The 19,029-nt window shown below is 52.6% G+C and carries 13 protein-coding genes; 8 read left to right on the top strand and 5 right to left on the bottom strand.

Features of this window, described 5'->3' with window-relative positions; all coding sequences use genetic code 11:
• Positions 1-17 precede the first annotated feature (17 nt).
• Both ABFZ83_RS00175 and ABFZ83_RS00170 read right to left on the bottom strand, forming a co-directional pair.
• Positions 18-3,191 (bottom strand): amidohydrolase family protein, encoded by a 3,174-nt coding sequence (locus ABFZ83_RS00175; protein ID WP_411817413.1) that lies wholly within the window; start codon positions 3,189-3,191, stop codon positions 18-20.
• A gap of 101 nt (positions 3,192-3,292) precedes the next feature.
• Positions 3,293-4,006, bottom strand: coding sequence for an NAD-dependent deacylase (locus ABFZ83_RS00170; RefSeq protein WP_411818849.1), 714 nt, complete (start codon positions 4,004-4,006; stop codon positions 3,293-3,295).
• A 120-nt stretch (positions 4,007-4,126) separates the two neighbouring features.
• Here ABFZ83_RS00170 and ABFZ83_RS00165 point away from each other — a divergent pair, with 120 nt between their 5' ends.
• Complete coding sequence (locus tag ABFZ83_RS00165) at positions 4,127-4,594, top strand: low molecular weight protein-tyrosine-phosphatase (protein WP_411817412.1); 468 nt, start codon at positions 4,127-4,129, stop codon at positions 4,592-4,594.
• Here the strand turns inward: ABFZ83_RS00165 and thpR are convergent.
• Entirely contained in the window at positions 4,570-5,112 is a 543-nt protein-coding gene (gene thpR, locus ABFZ83_RS00160; protein WP_411817411.1) for an RNA 2',3'-cyclic phosphodiesterase, read from the bottom strand. The two genes, ABFZ83_RS00165 and thpR, sit on opposite strands and share 25 nt — an antisense overlap.
• 31 nt (positions 5,113-5,143) lie before the next feature.
• The gene (locus ABFZ83_RS00155; protein WP_411817410.1) at positions 5,144-5,665 is read right to left on the bottom strand and encodes a redoxin domain-containing protein; all 522 of its coding nucleotides are present in this window, start codon (positions 5,663-5,665) and stop codon (positions 5,144-5,146) included.
• Between the two features lie 59 nt (positions 5,666-5,724).
• On the opposite strand from ABFZ83_RS00155, the gene ABFZ83_RS00150 reads away from it, so the two are divergent.
• Positions 5,725-6,612, top strand: a complete 888-nt coding sequence (locus ABFZ83_RS00150; protein ID WP_411817409.1) for an SDR family oxidoreductase — start codon at positions 5,725-5,727, stop codon at positions 6,610-6,612.
• Here ABFZ83_RS00150 and ABFZ83_RS00145 read toward each other — a convergent pair.
• Positions 6,609-7,046: a DUF6491 family protein gene (locus tag ABFZ83_RS00145; protein ID WP_411817408.1), complete on the bottom strand. Its 438-nt coding sequence runs from the start codon at positions 7,044-7,046 to the stop codon at positions 6,609-6,611. The genes ABFZ83_RS00150 and ABFZ83_RS00145 overlap by 4 nt on opposite strands.
• Positions 7,047-7,246: 200 nt before the next feature.
• On the opposite strand from ABFZ83_RS00145, the gene ahcY reads away from it, so the two are divergent.
• The 6 genes from ahcY (at position 7,247) to ABFZ83_RS00115 (ending at position 19,019) form a co-directional block, all read left to right on the top strand.
• Entirely contained in the window at positions 7,247-8,653 is a 1,407-nt protein-coding gene (gene ahcY, locus ABFZ83_RS00140) for an adenosylhomocysteinase (RefSeq protein ID WP_411817407.1), read from the top strand.
• A 226-nt stretch (positions 8,654-8,879) separates the two neighbouring features.
• On the top strand, positions 8,880-9,452 hold the full coding sequence (locus ABFZ83_RS00135) for a TonB family protein (protein WP_411817406.1): 573 nt from the start codon (positions 8,880-8,882) through the stop codon (positions 9,450-9,452).
• Between the two features lie 185 nt (positions 9,453-9,637).
• Positions 9,638-12,349 (top strand): PAS-domain containing protein, encoded by a 2,712-nt coding sequence (locus ABFZ83_RS00130; protein ID WP_411817405.1) that lies wholly within the window; start codon positions 9,638-9,640, stop codon positions 12,347-12,349.
• 73 nt (positions 12,350-12,422) lie between these two features.
• Entirely contained in the window at positions 12,423-13,067 is a 645-nt protein-coding gene (locus tag ABFZ83_RS00125) for a tetratricopeptide repeat protein (RefSeq protein ID WP_411817404.1), read from the top strand.
• 125 nt (positions 13,068-13,192) lie between these two features.
• Positions 13,193-13,987 carry a hypothetical protein gene (locus ABFZ83_RS00120; RefSeq protein WP_411817403.1) on the top strand — a complete coding sequence of 265 codons (795 nt, stop codon included), beginning with the start codon at positions 13,193-13,195 and terminating at the stop codon, positions 13,985-13,987.
• A 136-nt stretch (positions 13,988-14,123) separates the two neighbouring features.
• Positions 14,124-19,019, top strand: coding sequence for an NAD-glutamate dehydrogenase (locus ABFZ83_RS00115; protein ID WP_411817402.1), 4,896 nt, complete (start codon positions 14,124-14,126; stop codon positions 19,017-19,019).
• Positions 19,020-19,029: the final 10 nt, after the last annotated feature.

Raw genomic sequence — 19,029 nt, 5'->3', positions numbered from 1 at the left:
TTAATGCCGCCGTTTTTTTATTCCCACCAATAGGCTTTTCGTTTTCGATTGCCGGTCACTTCTTCATTGAGCGTCTCAGCGTTATAGAGCCGCCCGTTCAACATGACGTGACTTATTTTATCCGTATTCCGAATATCATCGATCGGATTCGCATCGAGGATTATCAAGTCGGCTAATTTCCCGACCTCTAAAGAACCGATGTCATTCGCAAAGCCGAGATGTGTCGCAGGCACGATCGTCGCTGCACGTAATGCTTCTAGCGGGCTCATCCCACCACGGACAAATGACCACATTTCCCAATGCGCTGCCAATCCCTCCTGCTGCCCATGGGCACCGATGGAGACCATGACACCACGGTCGGCAAGTTGCTTTGCGGTCGCCGCACTCACTTGATCGGCGTAATCTTCTTCGGGCGCTGTTTCACGGCGAACCGATTGTGCCTGAAGCAAACGCGGCGGCGCATGTTTGGACAATAGCGGATGACGCCAAACATCAGTTGCCTGCCGCCAATAGGGATCGCCGCCGATGCCGCCGAAGGTCACAACCAGCGTCGGCGTATAGGCAACATTGGTTGCGCCATAGAACGACAACACATCTTCATAGAGCGCCCATTGCGGCAGATTATGCTCGATCGAGGTGTTTCCATCGGCGACCATTGCCATATCCATGTGGAATAGCGAACCGCCCTCCGCGACGACGGCGATATCCTCTTTCACCGCCGCAGCTATAACCTGCTGGCGCTGTTCCCGGCGCGGCTGATTATAGTTCTTGATTGAATGTGCCCCCTGTCGCTTCAGGCGGGTGACATGATCCTGCGCATCTTCGAGGCTATCAATCACCGCATAAACGCTGGGTGCCTTAGCGCCATAAACAATCTCGCCGGACGAATAGATACGGGGCGCGAGAATTTTACCGGCGCGCTGATATTCCGCAGCCGGAAAGATCAGGCTCGCCTGACTGGATGGGTTATGAATGGTCGTGACCCCAAGTGCGAGATGCGCCATCGCCGACCAGTTTTGCTGGGGAATTATATCGTCATTCCCTTGCGGGCCGTGCGCATGTGCATCGATAAGGCCCGGTAGAATCGTCTTCCCAGCCATATCGACCTGTCTTGCGCCCGCCGGAACTGAAATCTCGTCGACCGAACCAACAGCAACAATCCGGTTGGCATCAACAAGAATAGTCCCCCGCTCAATGACGCCACCGTCTTCGCCCGCCATGGTCACGATCCGCGCATTTGTTAGCGCCGTTACCCCGCTCGGTTTGTCAGCATTGGCCGTGATCGAAAGGTCAACACCATTTTCAGGCGGGGTATATTCGTCTTTTTCTGAAGGGCTATCTGGCAATAGCGCATCAATCGAAGCCGAATATAGCTCTGCGCCCAAACTCCAATGCAGCCCATTGCGCGACCAATTGGGATAAGTCGCACCAATATCGCTTGCCCGCGTAACCGGCAGACTAGATGCGCCGCGCCCGGTACCCACATTTTGTGCCCCGGCGGTCATTGGCATCACGAATGCATTGTAGTTCTCAGTAAAGGAAAAAGCACTCGAATCGGGCGCAACCTGAAATCCGGTAATCATCTCACCGGAGGCATGCAGCCGTTCACGGTCACCATCGAGGTCCACACTAACGAGCGAAGCTTTGGTTCCCTCAAAACGAGTCAGAAAAACTCTATCGGATTCAGCGCCAAAATGTGGGCTGGTGCCGCTATCAGTAATTTTAATCGGTGTACCGCCATTAGATGGCACGCGATAGACCCCGGGCTCCTCCGACCACTCGCGATCAGCCAAATAGCCGCCCTCGCCTTTTTCAAAGACGATGTTACGCCCGTCGGGCGAAAATTTTGGACGTCGATAGTGCCCCGGCTCTTTCGTGATGGCACGGCCATTTCCGCCACCGGCATTTACGACGCGGATTGTCCCGAGGCTTTCATCCGTCCAAGTCACATAAACAATGCGCTTGCCATCAGACGACCAAGCCGGAAACAGTTCAAATCCGTTGCCGCCACGGGTCAATAAACGCGGTGCGCCGCCTGAAAGCGACTTCACATAAAGCCGACCCAAACTCTCAAATACCACACGTCGCCCATCAGGAGAGACAGAGGCAAAACGCGGCATTGTCGTTTCAAATTGGTCGGGCGCAACAGCCACATCCGGTCGCGGCGGCTCGACGACCGCGCGCTCGTCCTTCACGCGAAACGGAATTTCCGAAACCGCACCAGATTCAATATCGATCCGCTTAATTTTCCCACCGGCCCAAAACACGACTGACTTTGAATCTTTGGTCCAGTCCATATTCGGATATGTCCCGTGAACGGCCCACACCTCCTGCATATCCTGATCGAGGTCGTCATATAGCTTGCGCTCTTCGCCGCTGCGTAAATCTTTGAGATAAAGCTTTGATTTCGCGCGCTCGCGGCGAACGAATGCCATGTAACGACCATCAGGCGATGGTGCCGGACGTACTGAGCCGCCAAAGCCTGATACGGCAGTTTCGATCTCTCCTGTCGCCATTTCGTATCGCTTGATATTGAACAGGTCACCATTCGAATCTTGCGCATAAATAAACGTCGAGCCCGGCGTTATATTTTGAGAATAGTAGATATACGCTCCGTCAGCGGAGAATATTGGCTCCCCCAATTCTTTCTGGTGGTTTTTGCTTGGTCGCTCGACAAGCTGGACACCATCGCCACCCGATATGTGATAAAGCCAAATTTCACCTACGCCTAACGATCGCTGGGTCGTGTAATGCTTACGCGCAGCGAGATATTGGCCATCGGGCGACCACGTCGCATTGTTGAGCAAATGGAACTTTTCTTTCGTGACTTGCTGCTTGTCTGAACCATCAATATTCATGATCCAGATATTGTCGCCGCCCGCCCGGTCTGAGGTAAAAGCAATCTTCTTACCGTCTGGCGAGAATCGGGGCTGCATCTCCCAGGCGATGCCACTTGCAATCGGCTTTGCGTCGCCACCGGTGATCGGCAGGACATAAATATCACCCAGCAAATCAAACGCGATCATTTTGCCGTCAGGACTGACATCGAGGCTCATCCATGTGCCTTCATCGACATCAATCTCGATGTCCCGTGTTGGTAATGGCGGCGCTGTTACATCCCATTCAGTTTCGGCAGCGCAAACAGCACTTGTCGCAACTAAGCACAGGGCGAGTGTAGTCGTGAATTTCATGAATTGTCCCCTGGAGGCATTTATAAATATTGTCGTTGTCTTTAGCGTACTGCCTAGCGATAACTTGCGACAAGCCTAGCAGGCATTTCCGCGCGAAATAGTCAGAACTTTATTTTTTCGGTGATGTCATCAACCCATTTGGGGACGACTTCTGTGGCGGGGCCATAGCGGCTATCGCTGAATAGGTGTGCATTTTCCGACGGCTCAAGGTTCAATTCGACCGCTTCGACGCCCAAGCTGCGCGCCTCCGACACGAAGCCCGCCGCGGGATAGACCGACCCGGACGTTCCGATAGAAACGAACAGGTCTGCCGACAAGATCGCATCCATTGCCTCATCCATATATCGCGGCATTTCTCCAAACCAAACGACATAGGGCCTTAGCGTTCCTGTCTTAGAACAAACATTGCAGACCGATTCCAACGATAATTCTTCACCGCAAGGCCGGACAGCATCACAAGCGTTGCAGTAAGATTTTAACAGCTCCCCATGCATGTGTAGAATATGGCTAACCCCGGCCCGCTCATGCAGGTCATCAACATTCTGTGTAATGAGCGTAAACTGACCGCCGATATTTTGAAGCGCTGTTTCCAGCTTTGCCAATGCGAAATGCGCGGCGTTTGGTTGAACGTCCGGCAAAGCAGTCCGGCGCGCATTATAAAACGAGTGAACAAGTGCCGGATTAGCCGCAAAGCCCTCTGGCGTTGCGACATCGCGGTAATCATATTTCGCCCAGACACCATCTTTGTCCCGGAATGTAGCAATACCGGATTCTGCCGAGATACCGGAACCGGTCAATATCACGATATTCTTCAAAACCTTCTCGTCTTCCCAATTTAATTTTTCGAGATGGAATTCCTCCCAAGATAGAGACAAACCCATTTCACAAATTTAGATATTCTCCTATCTTGTTCGGCAATGAAAGGTGCCGGAAGAATGACGACCAAAATCTTATTTGTATGCCTTGGGAATATCTGCCGCTCCCCCGCCGCTGAAGGAATATTACGCGCAAAGGCGAAAGACCGGGATTTCGAGGTTTTTATCGATTCCGCTGGTACCGGCGGCTGGCATGTGGGCAATCCGCCAGATAGCCGAATGATAAAATCTGCTGCCGCGCGTGGAATTGATATTTCGTATCAACGCGCAAGACAGGTCGATCTCTCTGACTTTTACCAATTCGATTATTTGCTCGCCATGGACCTATCAAACCATTCCGATTTACTGGACCTGGCACCGCATAATCGAACCTGTGACATCAGATTATTTCTGGATTTTGCTGATGGGGATGTTCGAGAAACCCCCGACCCCTATTATGGCGGCGCGCATGGCTTTGAACACGTTCTCGATCTGTTGGAACGCGGAGCCGACGGTTTTTTGAATCACTTAGAAGATGAGAGCGCGTAACTCGCTTCAATCGAATAGACGCTCGTTTCTGCACCAAGGGTAGACGAAAAGAGATGAAATGCATCGACCATAAAAGGCTTCGATGAAAATAATCCGTTGTCAGCACAATAGGTCATCGCGCGCGATTGGCTGACGCCTTTTAGATAGGCAAGCGTAACATGGGGTGTAAACTTTCGGCGCTCAAGATCAAAGCCGGACCCTCTTATCACACTTTCCACCCTTTCCCGAAGGTGATTGAGTTCGCTGTTAGGTTTTACCCCAGCCCAGATCGCTCGCGGCTTTCGATCGCCAAACATGCCAATACCGGACAATGCCAGATCAAAACTTTGCATTTCTATCGTGGAAAGGGCTTCGATTGCGTCAGAATATTGATGGCGGTCCGCCGCCCCCATAAACGCAAGCGTCAAATGAAAATTTTCAATCGGTCGCCAGCGCGCACCCTCGATACCGCTTTGTATCCGGCTGAGCTGGTTCTTTACCTCTTCGGGGAGATCAAGACCAACAAATAGGCGATACATTTCTCGCTCCCACATAAAACGCAAAGCGCGATTAATTCTTTTGTCCTCGCGCTGGATAATCTTTTTTCATTACAAAGTCGATCATACTCAGGATCGCATCAACTTCGGGTCGCGCAAATGGCGCAGATTGGATAGCCGAAAAATATAACTGCCCATTTGGCTTTACTAAAAATATACCGGGTTCGGAAAATATGTCTGGCTCGCCATCCTTTATGGCTTCAGAGATATATAAGCCCCAATCCCTAGCGGTTTCTTCGGTCATTGAATGACCGATCGTAAGATCATCAACATCCCAATCCGACCGAGACTTTCGGCAACGGGCTGCGCTATCCATCGACACCGCGATTAAACTTGCACCGGCCTCTTCAAAGCGGTCACGTTTTTCGTTCAATTCTTCTAATTGCTTTTTACAAAGCGGACAGTGGAGACCACGATAGAAGAATATAGCTGTAAAGTTTTTCGGCTTTTGCTCAGTCAGGGACCATTCGCCCTCATTGGTTTCTATTGTCAATGCCGGGGCTTCCGCCCCCGGTACGGGTTTGCTATTTTTCATTCGGACCTCCTTGAGGATTAGATCCTACCAACAGGCCGCAGATAGAGATTGTTCCCCGTATGGTGAATGTTGCGCAGAAACGATTATTTTGCATCGGCTACGGTTATACTGCCGCCGCCCTCGCGCGCATTCTGATCGGTGAAAACTGGTCGATTGCCGGCACAACATCCCGCGAGGACAAAGCCGCTACGATGCGTGAAAACGGCATTGAGGCGATCATCTGGCCCGATGGGAAGTTCAACCCGGACTGGATTGAAAATGCCACCGCGATATTGATTTCCGTGCCGCCGAATGAACAGTCCTGCCCGGCGTTTGAGGCGACATGCGAGGCCATCCTCAAACATCGGACAACGATTGATTGGATCGGTTACCTCTCGACCAATGGCGTCTACGGAAATCATAGCGGGCGCTGGGTCAATGAGGAAAGCGCACTAAAACCGACACAATCGCGGGCCCGAAGACGAATTAAAGCGGAAGCAATATGGGCGGAATTTGGTGCCGCATATTCATTGCCCATAAAAATATTCCGCCTACCCGGAATTTATGGCCCCGGCCGATCGGCCCTTGATAACGTCCGCCAGAGCACGGCGAAACGCATCGTTAAACCCGGCCAAGTTTTTTCGCGAATGCATGTTGATGACATCGCGTGTGCTTTAAAAGCGGATATCGAACAACCCTTCACCTATGACCTTTTTAATCTCGCCGATGATGAACCATCTCCGCCACATGAAGTCGTAGAATATGCGTGCACATTACTAGGCAAAGACCTGCCGCCACTCATCCCTTTTGAGGAAGCAGATCTAAGCCCAATGGCGAAAAGTTTTTATGCTGATAATAAGCGCGTCTCCAACAAACGAATGAAAGACGCGCTCGGTGTTAAACTGAAATACCCGACCTATCGCGAAGGGCTTCGTGCCATATTAGAGAGCGAAGAAGGAACCGTTTAATCGTCTTCGCTTTCTTTATCCTCGTTTTCTGCTTTTACAGCATCGTCGTCCCATTCGTTGATTTGGGTGATCGAGCATCGACGATCAAACCCCGGCGAATCCTCGACGATAATTACATCACCGCGGCGAACACATGATCCGCCCGGCCGACTATCAATCCCGATATTAATTGCGGAATTCAGAACGTGGTATCGGCAAGCGCCAGCGAGTTCGACCCGGTACCAATTATTGACGCCGCGCTCGAGCAAAATCACATCGTCCTGCTTTTTCAATGTCCGCCAGCCATTGATGTTTCGCTGGAAGCAGATGCGGTCAACTTCAGGACCGATGCGTGGATCAGCCGAACCATCAGCACTTTCGCTAGGGTCGGCATGCGCCACAGAGGCGATGAGGCCAACACCCAACATTGAGAGAAAAAATGGAATAGGTTTCATTTGTCGTTCCCTTCTTTCACCCAGCCACAACTAGCCTAACGCAGTCCGGCCTCTAAACACTAGTAGTCAAACACCTTTCCGAATGTGCCGTTCCCGCCGCACGAAATCGACATAAAGAAATCTTTATATGTACCTTGGCACCGGGCTCTACCGCTGTTATATGCCGCCTAACGCTTCTCACTTTGATAAGGAACGCCGCCATGACAGCGACCGAAAACAACGATTATTGCGTAAAAGACATCAACCTTGCCGATTACGGTCGCCGCGAGATTGAAATCGCAGAAACTGAAATGCCTGGCCTGATGGCCACCCGCGAGGAATATGGCAGTGCCCAGCCGCTAAAAGGCGCACGGATTGCAGGCTCGCTGCATATGACGATCCAAACCGCGGTTTTGATTGAAACACTTAAATCCCTTGGTGCAGATGTGCGCTGGGCTTCGTGCAATATTTATTCAACGCAAGACCATGCCGCCGCAGCAATTGCAGCGACGGGTACGCCAGTCTTCGCTTTCAAAGGCGAAACGCTTCAGGAATATTGGGATCTCGCTGACAAGATCTTCGAATGGCCGAATGGCGAAACCGCGAATATGATTCTGGATGATGGCGGTGACGCTACATTGTTGATCCTGCTCGGTGCGGACGCAGAAAAAGACCCATCAATCCTCAACAACCCGGCAAACGAAGAGGAAGAAGCGCTGTTCGCGACGATCAAGCGTCGTCTCGAAAAGCAGCCGAACTGGTATTCAACGGTCAAAGCCAACATCAAAGGCGTCACCGAGGAAACAACGACTGGTGTGCTACGCCTTTATCAGCGCCAGAAAAACGGCACACTTCCCTTCCCCGCAATCAACGTCAATGACTCGGTCACCAAGTCGAAATTCGACAACAAATATGGCTGTAAAGAATCGCTCGTCGACGGCATTCGCCGCGGCACCGACGTGATGATGGCTGGTAAAGTCGCGCTGGTTGCTGGTTATGGCGATGTTGGCAAAGGCTCTGCCGCCTCGCTCCAAGGTGCCGGTGCCCGCGTTATGGTCACCGAGATTGATCCAATTTGCGCGCTTCAAGCGGCAATGGACGGTTTTGAAGTCGTCACTATGGAAGAAGGTGCCCCGCGCGCTGATATCGTCATTACGTCAACAGGCAACAAAGACGTTCTTACGGTCGATCATATGCGCCTGCTAAAAGACATGGCGATCGTCGGGAACATTGGCCATTTCGATAATGAAATTCAGGTCGAAGGCCTCAAGAATTTCAAATGGGCGAATGTCAAAGACCAAGTCGACATGATCACCTTCCCTGATGGAAAGCGGATGCTCCTGCTCAGCCAGGGTCGCCTCCTCAATCTCGGTAATGCAACAGGTCACCCTAGCTTCGTGATGTCGGCATCATTCACCAATCAGACATTGGCCCAAATTGAACTTTGGACAAAAGGCGACGAATACAAAAACGAAGTCTATGTCTTGCCGAAGCATCTCGATGAGAAAGTTGCAAAACTTCACCTCGACAAGGTCGGCGCGAAGCTGACAGAGCTGTCGAACGAACAGGCTGACTATATCGGTGTGCCAGTCGAAGGGCCGTTCAAATCTGAGCACTATCGCTACTAAGCGCACCCGACACCTGAGTTCACTTCGGAAACCCCGGCCATGCGCCGGGGTTTTTCTTTAGCTAATCAATGCAACCCTAAACCACCTTGCGACAGTTGTCGCATTATGCTATTGCTACATTTGTAACAATAGACACTTGTTGCCCGCAGCAAGGACATAAGTCGTGTCACGAATAGTGGAGTAAGCCGAACGACCGAACCAAACCAAAATATAAGGGAAATGCTCTATGCTATTGTTTCGATGGATATTTGGCCTTCCCGTTGCAGCTTTCGTAACAACCGCGCTTTTCTTCATGATGGCGCAATTAATAAAAGATCGCGGCGAGCCCTTGCCGGATGCGAAACCAAACCTCGAAATCAATATTTTCGCCAAGGAACCTGGACCTGAGGGAAAAGATCCAATCCGTGAGCCGAGGCCGCTTCCCGACACCGAGCCACCCATAATCTTGGATCTCGCAAACAAACCCAGCCGACCAGACGGCACGCGAGCAACACCTAGACCGCAATCAAAGAAAACAAAAATTCCGATTGAAACCGGCAGTTTTCAATCAGCGACCATACGCACGACACCCCTCTACCCCGAAGGTTGCCGATCACGTGGTGCCAGCGGCATTGTGATCGTTGAATTCGATGTCACGCCGGATGGAAATGTGGCCAACGCCCGCGTCATCGAAACGCCAGATCGGTGCTTCGTCAGACCCGTGTTGCGCGCTGTCTCAGGCTGGAAATACCCACCGCGATCAGGTGGCGGAATGCGCTATGGGATTGTCGAGCAATTCAATTTCCAACTCGTGGATTAACATGCACATAGCACCGCACCTGTTGAAAAGTTCATTAACCGAGATTCTCATTTCGCACCAAAGGGCCTAGTCCCACGCGCCGAACACAGTACATATTGTGTAATTCAGTATCTGCGACGCAAAATATCGCGAGTCATGCAAGGGTCCGGTATTTTGCCATTCGGCGGGTTTTAGGGTGCAACGGCATGAAAATAGGCGCAAAATCTTTCTGGACCAGCCTGTTGCTTGGCAGCGTGAGTGTTCTCCCGCTTGGCGCGGCCGCGCAGTCGATTGCCGACGAGGCCACGACACGAGGTGGTATTGACCCAATTCTGGTTGGGGCGGGCGGCGCTATTGCTTTGGCTGTGGCTGCAGTTTTGTGGGCATTCAGAGTTTCAGACGCAACGCGCCATCAATCCCTTCATTGGTCGGAAAAGCTGGCGGAGATGGAAGCCAGACTTGAAAAGTCCGACTCTGTTTTATCGGCGCATCCCGGTCTCGTACTGGTCTGGGAAGATGACAGCGAAAGCGTCAGCGAAGATAAATGGGGCAAACCAAAAATTCTTGGCGGCCCTGCGGCACTGGCCTCCCTATTGTCCTTCTCCAAAGACGACCAACAGGAGAAAGCGCAGCCGGTCGACCGATTGCTGAACGCGCTCGGCGCATTACCGTTGCAAGATGACGAGGCAGAGAAGCCGGAAACACTGCGCGAAAAAATCAAAAACCTCCGCGCCCATGGTGTCGCGTTTTCCGGCAACATTGTTACGCCCGACGGCCGCTCTATCGAGGTCGATGGCCGCGTTGCCGGCGGACAGGTCGCGCTATGGATCACAGACCCTGCCGTGCGCATGGCCGAAGACGGCGCAGTGATCGGCGCGTTCCGCGAACGCGCGACAGACCTTCATGGCGCGCACGCATTGCTTGAGCGCTCCCCTGTTCCCGCATGGCGCAGAAACGCAAAGCTCGAACTGGTGTGGGTCAACCGCGCCTATGCCGAAGTCGTCGAAGCGCCGAGCGTTGGCGATGTCATCAAACAACAAACGGAACTCGATAACACCATCAAGAAACTTGCCGCGGCCGCAGCGTCGGAACGCAAGGCAAATGAAGGCCGCGCCGTTATCAATTCACGCGGTGAGCGGCGGGTGTACCGCATTGTCGAAACACCATTGCACGGGTCTGGCGACGCATCATTGGGCGGTGTCGCGATCGACGTTACCGAACTCGACAAATCAAAAACTGAACTGCGCCAGCAGATCGAAGCCAATCAGCGCACGCTAGACCAAATCCACACTGCCGTCGCCATTTTTGGCGCGAGCCAAAACCTGATTTATCACAACCGGGCATTTCAAAATCTATGGGGCTTTGACGAAGCCGCGTTATCGGGGCGCGTCAATCACGGCGAGATACTAGATAATCTACGCCTTTCCGGCCATTTGCCCGAGCCTGCTGATTATGAGACATGGAAAGAAAGCCAACTTGCGCTTTACACGGAAGGTTTGTCAGAGCCGGGGTCCGAACGTCTAGGCGATGCGCCGGATGAGATTTGGAACCTCCCCGATGGCAGAACACTGCGTGTCGCCAAATTACGCCACCCTCTTGGCGGCGTCATGGTTGCTTTTGAGGACATCACCGAAAAAGTCACGCTCGAAGCAAAATTCAATACACAGATCAAAGTTCAAAAAGCGACGCTCAACAACCTCGCAGAGGGGGTTGCGGTTTTCTCGGGCAACGGAACCTTGCGTCTTTACAACAAAGCCTTCCAGAAGCTTTGGCGTCTTGATACGCGGTTGCTCGACAACAAGCCCCATATCGATGCGATCGTCGATAGTCTGAAAAAACTGGCCCGCGATGCCGACACGTCATTTGACGCATTACGCCGATGCGTCGCTTCGAAATCACACGAAGACAGACAACCGCTCAACGCGCAGGAAATAAGACTGGCCGATGGCCGTGTCCTCGCTATTGGCACCGAACCATTACCTGATGGCGCTACGCTTGCGCATTTCCTGGATATTACGGATTCAAAAGAGCGCGAAAAAGAACTTAAAGAGCGCAATGCAATTCTTGAGAATGCAGACCGCCTGAAATCGAAATTCGTCGATCACGTATCCTATCAATTGCGCACACCTCTCTCGACCATTATCGGATTTTCCGAAATGCTCGACGGTCAAATGTTCGGTGTGCTGAATGACAGACAAAAAGATTATGTCGCCAGCATCATGTCGGCGTCCTATCATCTCAGGGACCTTATCAATGACATCATTGACCTTGCGGCGATTGATGCGGGTAAACTTGATCTGAACCTCAAGAAAACAGACATCCGGACATTGCTCGAAAACGCGGCCACTTTTGCTGCGCTCAAGGCCGAAGACACCCAAGTCGCGCTTAAAGTAGACTGCCCGAAAGACATTGGCGAAAGCGAAATCGACGACAAGCGGATAAAGCAGGTCCTGTTCAATCTGCTTTCCAACGCCTTTGCCTATACTGGCCCCGGCGGCTCGGTCACGCTGGGCGCGCGCCGCGTTGATGGTGCAATCAAAATCTGGGTTGCGGACACGGGACGTGGCCTTTCTCCGACGGATCAGGCCAAAGCATTTGACGCTTTCGAAAGCCGCGGCCCGAGTGCGGGTGCTGGATTGGGCCTCGCGCTCGTTGAACGGTTTGTAAAACTGCACAAAGGATGGGTCCGAATGGATTCAACCGAGGGTAAGGGCGTTTCTGTGACCTGTTTCTTGCCTGATCAAAGCAATGCCATCGAACTGCGGCCGTCCGATAAAGCCGCGGAAAAAGACGCGAAACCGGAGCCTACCAAAGCAGAAGAGCCGGCTAAAAAGAAAAGTCCGGCGCGGCGAACTGCGGCTGGCCGGAAAAAAACGGCCAAAAAATCAGTCAATAGCCGTCGACAAGCGGCGGAATAACGAATTTGCGCCGTTTAAAGCCTAACCGGAAAATCAGTTTCCCAATTTCCGCGTTCATGCTTTAAAGGCCGTTATGTTACTTTATTCACTTATTGCTGTGGCCTCGGTCACCTTATCTGCCAGTCCGCGCTATGCGGATTGCGTCACCTTGGTGGAGGCCGATCTCGAAATTGGCCGAATTGCTGCTCAGCAATGGGTTAGCGAGGGTGGCGGTGCCGAAGCGCGTCATTGCCTTGCGGATGCGGATCTGAAGGCCGGCTTTCCCAAACTTGCGGCGGTGCGTTTACAGGAAATAGCCGAACGGGACGACGCCGGTGACGACTATATGCGTGCCCGCGTATTAGATCAGGCGGCGCAAGCATGGCTGCTAGCCGATCAACCGAAATACGCCAAGGAGGCCCTAGATAAAGCCTTCGCCCTTGTCCCGGATAGTGGTGAGCTGCAATTGACGGCCGCAAAAATCTATGGCGCGCAAGAAAAATGGCAAGACGTCATCGAAGCCGTGAAAGCAGCTGAAGATGCAGAGTTTGTAAGCGCTGAAACATTCGTCCTACGCGGAAGAGCGCGCTATATCTTCGGTGCCTACGAAAGAGCCGCTGATGACGTTGTCGCGGCACTCAGCCTCGAACCCACAAATCTCGACGCGCTGGTCCTTAGGGGTGATCTCGCGCAAGTCGGTATCAATATCGACGTTTATTTCGAGCCTCCAGCCAGATAGAAACCTACCTGGCTGTGGCCTTAATGGCATTGAATATGTCGATTTTTCCCGCTCGACTCTCGACGGAAAAAGAAAATCACTCCACTTCCTTAGAATTAACCAATGATTAAGCATTGGGGCATCCCATGGCGAATAACGCCAATGGGAACAGCTTAGGGATTTCAGGGGACATGGCAGACGCACCGCTTCAGGCTAAAACTGTAAGAGAGCTACAAGAGCTTGCGCAGAATGCTCCTGTCACACGCGCGAAAGCCAAGCGTCCCGTTATATCCCGTGCGGCGCGCCTTCACCTCATTGATATCCTCTCACGGTGGAGTGGTCCTGGTCTGGCGCTCGTCGCTGGCGCATCGATTTATCTCGCTGTTCTTGCGGGTCGTACCCATCCGGGCCGCGCCACCGCTTGGGCGCTCATGATGTTCAGCGCGCTTTGGGTCTGCCGACGACTGCGCGACAATTTCCGCGCAGGAAGCAACCACGCTTCTCGTCCTTTTCGCTGGCGCTCATCTTTTACGGCTGCTGTGAGCGTACTCGGCGTTATTCTCGCAAGCGCACCAATTCTGCTCGTACCCGCAACGGCATTCGCCGCGCACGGTATTCAAATTTTTGCGTTGACCATAATCATCAGTTTCGCCACGGGGTTGGCGCTTATCGCCCACCTTCCCAGCGCGGCGGCGGTTGTTATTCCGGGTGCTATATTTGCGATCCTTACGGGGCTTCGCGGTAATGATGCAGGCTTATTGGCCGCAGCCGTTGCGACGTCTGTACTAGGAATAGCGGGACTTTACCTCGCCAATCGCATGCTTGAACAGAATGCCGCCAAACGCTTTCCGCGCACGACGTTCCTGCGTCGCGAAATTGATCGTCGCGAGGAAAATTACGGCGAAGATCGCGATTCCGGCACCGAGGCACTACAGGCCTAATTCGCTACAATTCAATCTTTCGGGAATTTCATCTAACCTACGATCACAAAGCTGATCGTTTGGGCGGTATTCGTTAGACATTATCAAACCCTTCAAGTTATGAGGGGCAAAATCAACTAATCTCAGAGGGAACGAGATGCCAGAGGGCTTTTCAACCGACGTCGACGGACAAATTCTAGAACGTGTTGTTTCGCTAGCGCAAAAAAAGAATGTGGGGGATCAGGATGACAAAGGTGCGCTGACCTCTTCGTTTAGAAGCTATCTTGAGCAACTCGTCCTTTACGCCACTGGCGAGGACAATATCTGGGATGAGCCACAATCGCTTTTAAATCGCGCGGCCCACGCCTGGAAACATGCCGAGACGCGCAAGGCCGGTGAAAGCAAAGTCTCCCTGCGGATCGCAGAAGGCAAGGGCTGGTCTGAACGCCGAATGGTCTTGGACATCGTCACAGACGATAAACCCTTCCTGGTGGATTCAATCTCGGCTGCCCTTTCGGATACTGGTAAACCCGTCACATTTTTCTCGAACGCGGTGGTCGATGTCGTTCGTTCCGACAAAGGCAAGCGGCAACCGGGCGGCACGAGGCGCGGCGTTCGCGAATCCATGATCCACGTGGAAATGGATCCGCCGGTCCTCGATAACGAAGTCGAAGCGCTCAAGGATGAGCTTGATACGGTCCTCGCGGACGTATCAATCGCGGTTCAGGATTGGGAAGCGATGCGGGCACGCCTTGGTGCATGTATTGCGCAGCTTGAACGTTCGCGGCTGGCCGGCGTTAAAGCCGAGGATCAGCGCGAGTCCGTGCAATTCCTGAAGTGGCTATGGGACAACCGATTTGCGTTTCTTGGTGCGCGGAGATTTAATTTCGTTGGCGATGGCGACGAACTCCAACTTGAACTCGATAGAGAAAAAGATCTGGGCATCCTCAGCAGTCCCGGTCGCGAAGTTCTGAAATCGACATTCCAGCCTGACGGCAAACTGTCACCCGCTGTGGCTGCATTTTTCGCATCAAACGAGCCGATCATCGTCGCAAAGTCGAGTTCGAAGTCTCTGACCCATCGCCGCGCCTATATGGATTATGTCGCCGTAAAAAGTTTTGCGTCGGATGGTTCGGCAATTGGCGAAGAACTATTCGTCGGTCTTTTCACAGCCGAGGCCTATAATCGGCCAGTTCGCGATATCCCCTTAATTCGCGCTAAAGTCGATGCGGTTCTCGAACTCGCGGCCTTTACGCCGGGCGGCCATAACGAAAAAGCGCTGATCAATATTCTTGAAAGCTATCCTCGGGATGAGCTTTTCCAAGTTGGCGTCGATAGTCTCACCGAAACCTGCCTCGGCATCCTGCGGCTTTACAAACGCCCGCGGGTGAAACTGTTCCTCCGTCGGGACCGTTTCGACCGCTTTGTATCCGCGCTTTTATTTGTGCCGCGTGATCGCTTTAATTCGGACCTGCGTGAGCGTGTCGGGCAATATATTGCGGATACATTCGAAGGCCGCGTGCTGTCTTTTGCGCCGTCCTTTGGCGATGCCTCACTGGTTCGCGTTCACTTTATTATCGGCATCCAGCAGGGTGCACCTGAGGGACCGGGCCTCGCCGAAATGACTCGCCGGGTTCGCGAAATATGCCGGACATGGGACGACGAACTTCTTGACGCAATGCGTGTTGCGCATAACGGCGCGACCCCTGCTCGTCTCTATTCAAAATATGAAAAAGCATTTGATGCCGGATATCGCGAACGTACCCTCGCTTCGGAGTCTTTGGCCGATATCGCGGCACTCGAAAAATTAAGCGAAAACCCCATCGTCGTCCGCGCGCATCGCCGCTCGAATGACGGCGATCACACCGTTCGTTTGAAAATTTACAAACGCGGTACACCGATGACTTTATCGGCGCTCATTCCTTCGATTGAAAATCTCGGTCTAAGTGTGCTTCAGGAAACATCGCACCGGATCAGCCCCGCTGGTGAAACTACTGCAGAAGAAGTGATGTGGGTTCATGACTTTGCAACCGAGCAGAGCGCGGGCCAGCCAGTGGTCCTCAATGATGTAAAAGAGGCCTTTGAAGATACGATGCTTGCGGTGCTTGAAGGGCGCACCGAAGATGACGGATTCAACGAACTCGTTTTGACCGCTGGCATCACATGGCGTGAGGCATGGTTACTGCGCGCCGCTGCGAAGCACCACATGCAGGCCGGCTTTGCCTATTCTCAGGCCTATATCGAAGAAGCCCTCTCAAATAACCCAGCGATCGCCAGATTGCTGATCGCGGTTTTCCACGCTCGCTTTAATCCGACTGGCCCATCAAATGCTGATGAGCGTATCAAAGACGTTGCGATGGCTGAAAATGCAGTTGTCGAAGCGCTAAACGACGTCGCGAGCCTCGACGAAGACCGTATCATTCGGCGCTTCCTCGCCCTGTTTGCTGCGATTACTCGCACGAATTATTATCAGCGTCAGGAAGATGGTTCGGCGAAAACCTACATTTCGTTCAAAGTCGACAGCCAAAAAGTCGCGGAAATTCCCGAACCGAAGCCTTATCGCGAAATTTTTGTCTCCGGCCCACGGGTCGATGGCGTGCATCTTCGTTTCGGCCCTATTGCCCGTGGCGGATTACGCTGGTCAGATCGCCGCGAAGATTTCCGCACAGAAGTATTGGGCCTCGTCAAAGCGCAGCGGGTCAAGAATGCTGTGATCGTTCCGTCTGGCTCGAAAGGTTGCTTCTATCCGAAGCAGCTTCCGACCAGTGGTGATCGCACCGCCGTATATGAAGAAGGTCGCGAAGCGTATAAAATCTTCATTCGTGGTCTATTGGACCTCACGGACAATATCGTTCAAGGCGAAATGAAAACGCCTGCCAACCTTGTCCGTTGGGATGACCCGGACCCCTATCTGGTTGTCGCGGCTGACAAAGGAACCGCACAATTCTCTGACACGGCGAATGCAATCTCCGAAGAATATAACTTCTGGTTGGGTGATGCTTTTGCCTCTGGTGGTTCCGCTGGCTACGACCACAAAGCCATGGGCATCACTGCCCGCGGCGCATGGGAAGCCGTGAAGCGTCATTTCCGCGAAATGGGTAAAGACATCCAGTCAGAACCCTTCACCGCGGCTGGCGTCGGCGATATGTCTGGTGACGTGTTCGGAAACGGTATGCTTTTATCGGAGCAAACCAAGCTCATCGCGGCTTTTGATCACCGCGACATCTTTTTTGACCCGGACCCAGATCCCGCAATTTCCTATGCGGAGCGTAAACGTTTGTTCAAGCTCCCCCGCTCGTCTTGGCAGGATTATAATAAAGAGCTGATTTCAAAGGGTGGTGGCGTATTCTCGCGCAGCGCCAAATCAATTCCGCTCACCGATAAAATGCGCGCGATGCTGAATGTCGACGCTAAGGAATTACCGCCTTCGGAACTCATTCGTTCAATCTTGAAAATGCCGATTGAATTGTTCTGGATGGGCGGCATTGGCACCTATTTCAAAGCCGAGGACGAAGAGAATTGGCGCGTTGGTGACCGCACAAATGACGCGGTCCGTATCAATGCGAATGAAATTCAGGCGAAAGTTATTGGCGAAGGGGCAAACCTTGGCCTTACTCAGCTTGCCCGGATCGAATTTGCGCAAAATGGCGGGCGGATTAATACCGATGCCATCGACAACTCGGCCGGTGTTGATTCATCTGACCACGAAGTAAATATCAAAATCCTCGTATCCAACGCTATCGAACATGGTGAAATAAAGGCCGAAGTACGCAATAGCCTTTTGGCGTCCATGACCGACGATGTCGCGGACCATGTTTTACGCCACAATTACGATCAAACCCGTGCCATTTCTCAAATGGCGACGTCAGCGGCAAAAGATCTCGATGTCTATGCGCGCTTTATGTCGACATTGGAGCGTGAAGGCCGACTTGACCGGGTTATCGAAAACCTCCCTGATCCGGAACAGATCGCCTATATGCGCCAACATGGTTCAGGCCCTACGCGTCCAGATCTAGCGGTCTTGTTGGCATATGCGAAAATGTGGTTGTTCGACGAATTGGCGGCGTCCGAAGCGCCAGACGATCCGATTTTCGAACGGGAACTATTTGCTTATTTCCCAGAGGCGCTGCGCGAATATAGCCGGGCCGTGGTTGACCACCAGCTCCGGCGCGAGATTATCGCAACGCGGCTATCGAATGAAATTGTCGACACTTGCGGCGTGGCGTTCGTTCAACGCGCTGCAGAAACAAGTGGTGCCGATTTCCCGACCATTGCCCTCGCCTATGAAGCGGTGCGATTGATTTATAACCTGCATGACTTTGCTGAGGCTGTGGATGCGCTCGACACGACCGCCCCAGCCGACTTACAGATCAATCTCTATCTTGAAGCCTCTGCGCTTCTCCGCGAGCAAACATTCCATCTCTTGGGGAATGCCAAAGCGCGCGAAACGTTAGAGCGCCACGGCGTAAAAGCATTGATAGAGCAGTATCAAACACCGGTCGCAGAGTTTAAAACTGCACTTCCGGAAATTCTGCCCGAAGATGCGGCTACATCGCTTGATGAGCGTACCCAATTCTGGATTGAAAACTCGGCCCCCGAACCGATTGCGAAAGATGCAGCTGCAATTCCGGCACTAGAATATGCATTTGATATCGTCAATCTGGCTGCGGAGACCGGTTGGTCAAATCCGGGCGCAGGCAGCATTTTCTTCTCGGTGGGAAGAATGTTCAATATCGACGCTGTGCGCGAGAAAGCCAGAAGCGAGCCACCTGTCGATCATTTCGATAAGATTGCTATCCGCCAGATCATCGAAGATCTGACTGCACGGCAATTCGAAATTGCAACGCGCGTCATCAAGTCTATCGGCGCTGAGCCAAAAGGTGCGCCGGCGAAGTGGAATGCATCTGTGATGGAGCAATGGTATCAATCGGCCGAAGCAACGATTGATACTTTTGAGGAAAGCGCTAGCGAACTCGATCTCACCGGACCGGTGAGCGTGGGCAAATACAGCCTTTTCATTCGCCAACTTGATGCATTAGCTGCACATACTTGAGCAGCTAATG

This window comes from Hyphococcus formosus (assembly GCF_046736345.1).
Classification (GTDB): domain Bacteria; phylum Pseudomonadota; class Alphaproteobacteria; order Caulobacterales; family Parvularculaceae; genus Hyphococcus; species Hyphococcus formosus.
The sequence above is the reverse complement of the archived record's forward strand: the minus strand, read 5'-3'. Positions and strand labels throughout refer to the sequence as shown.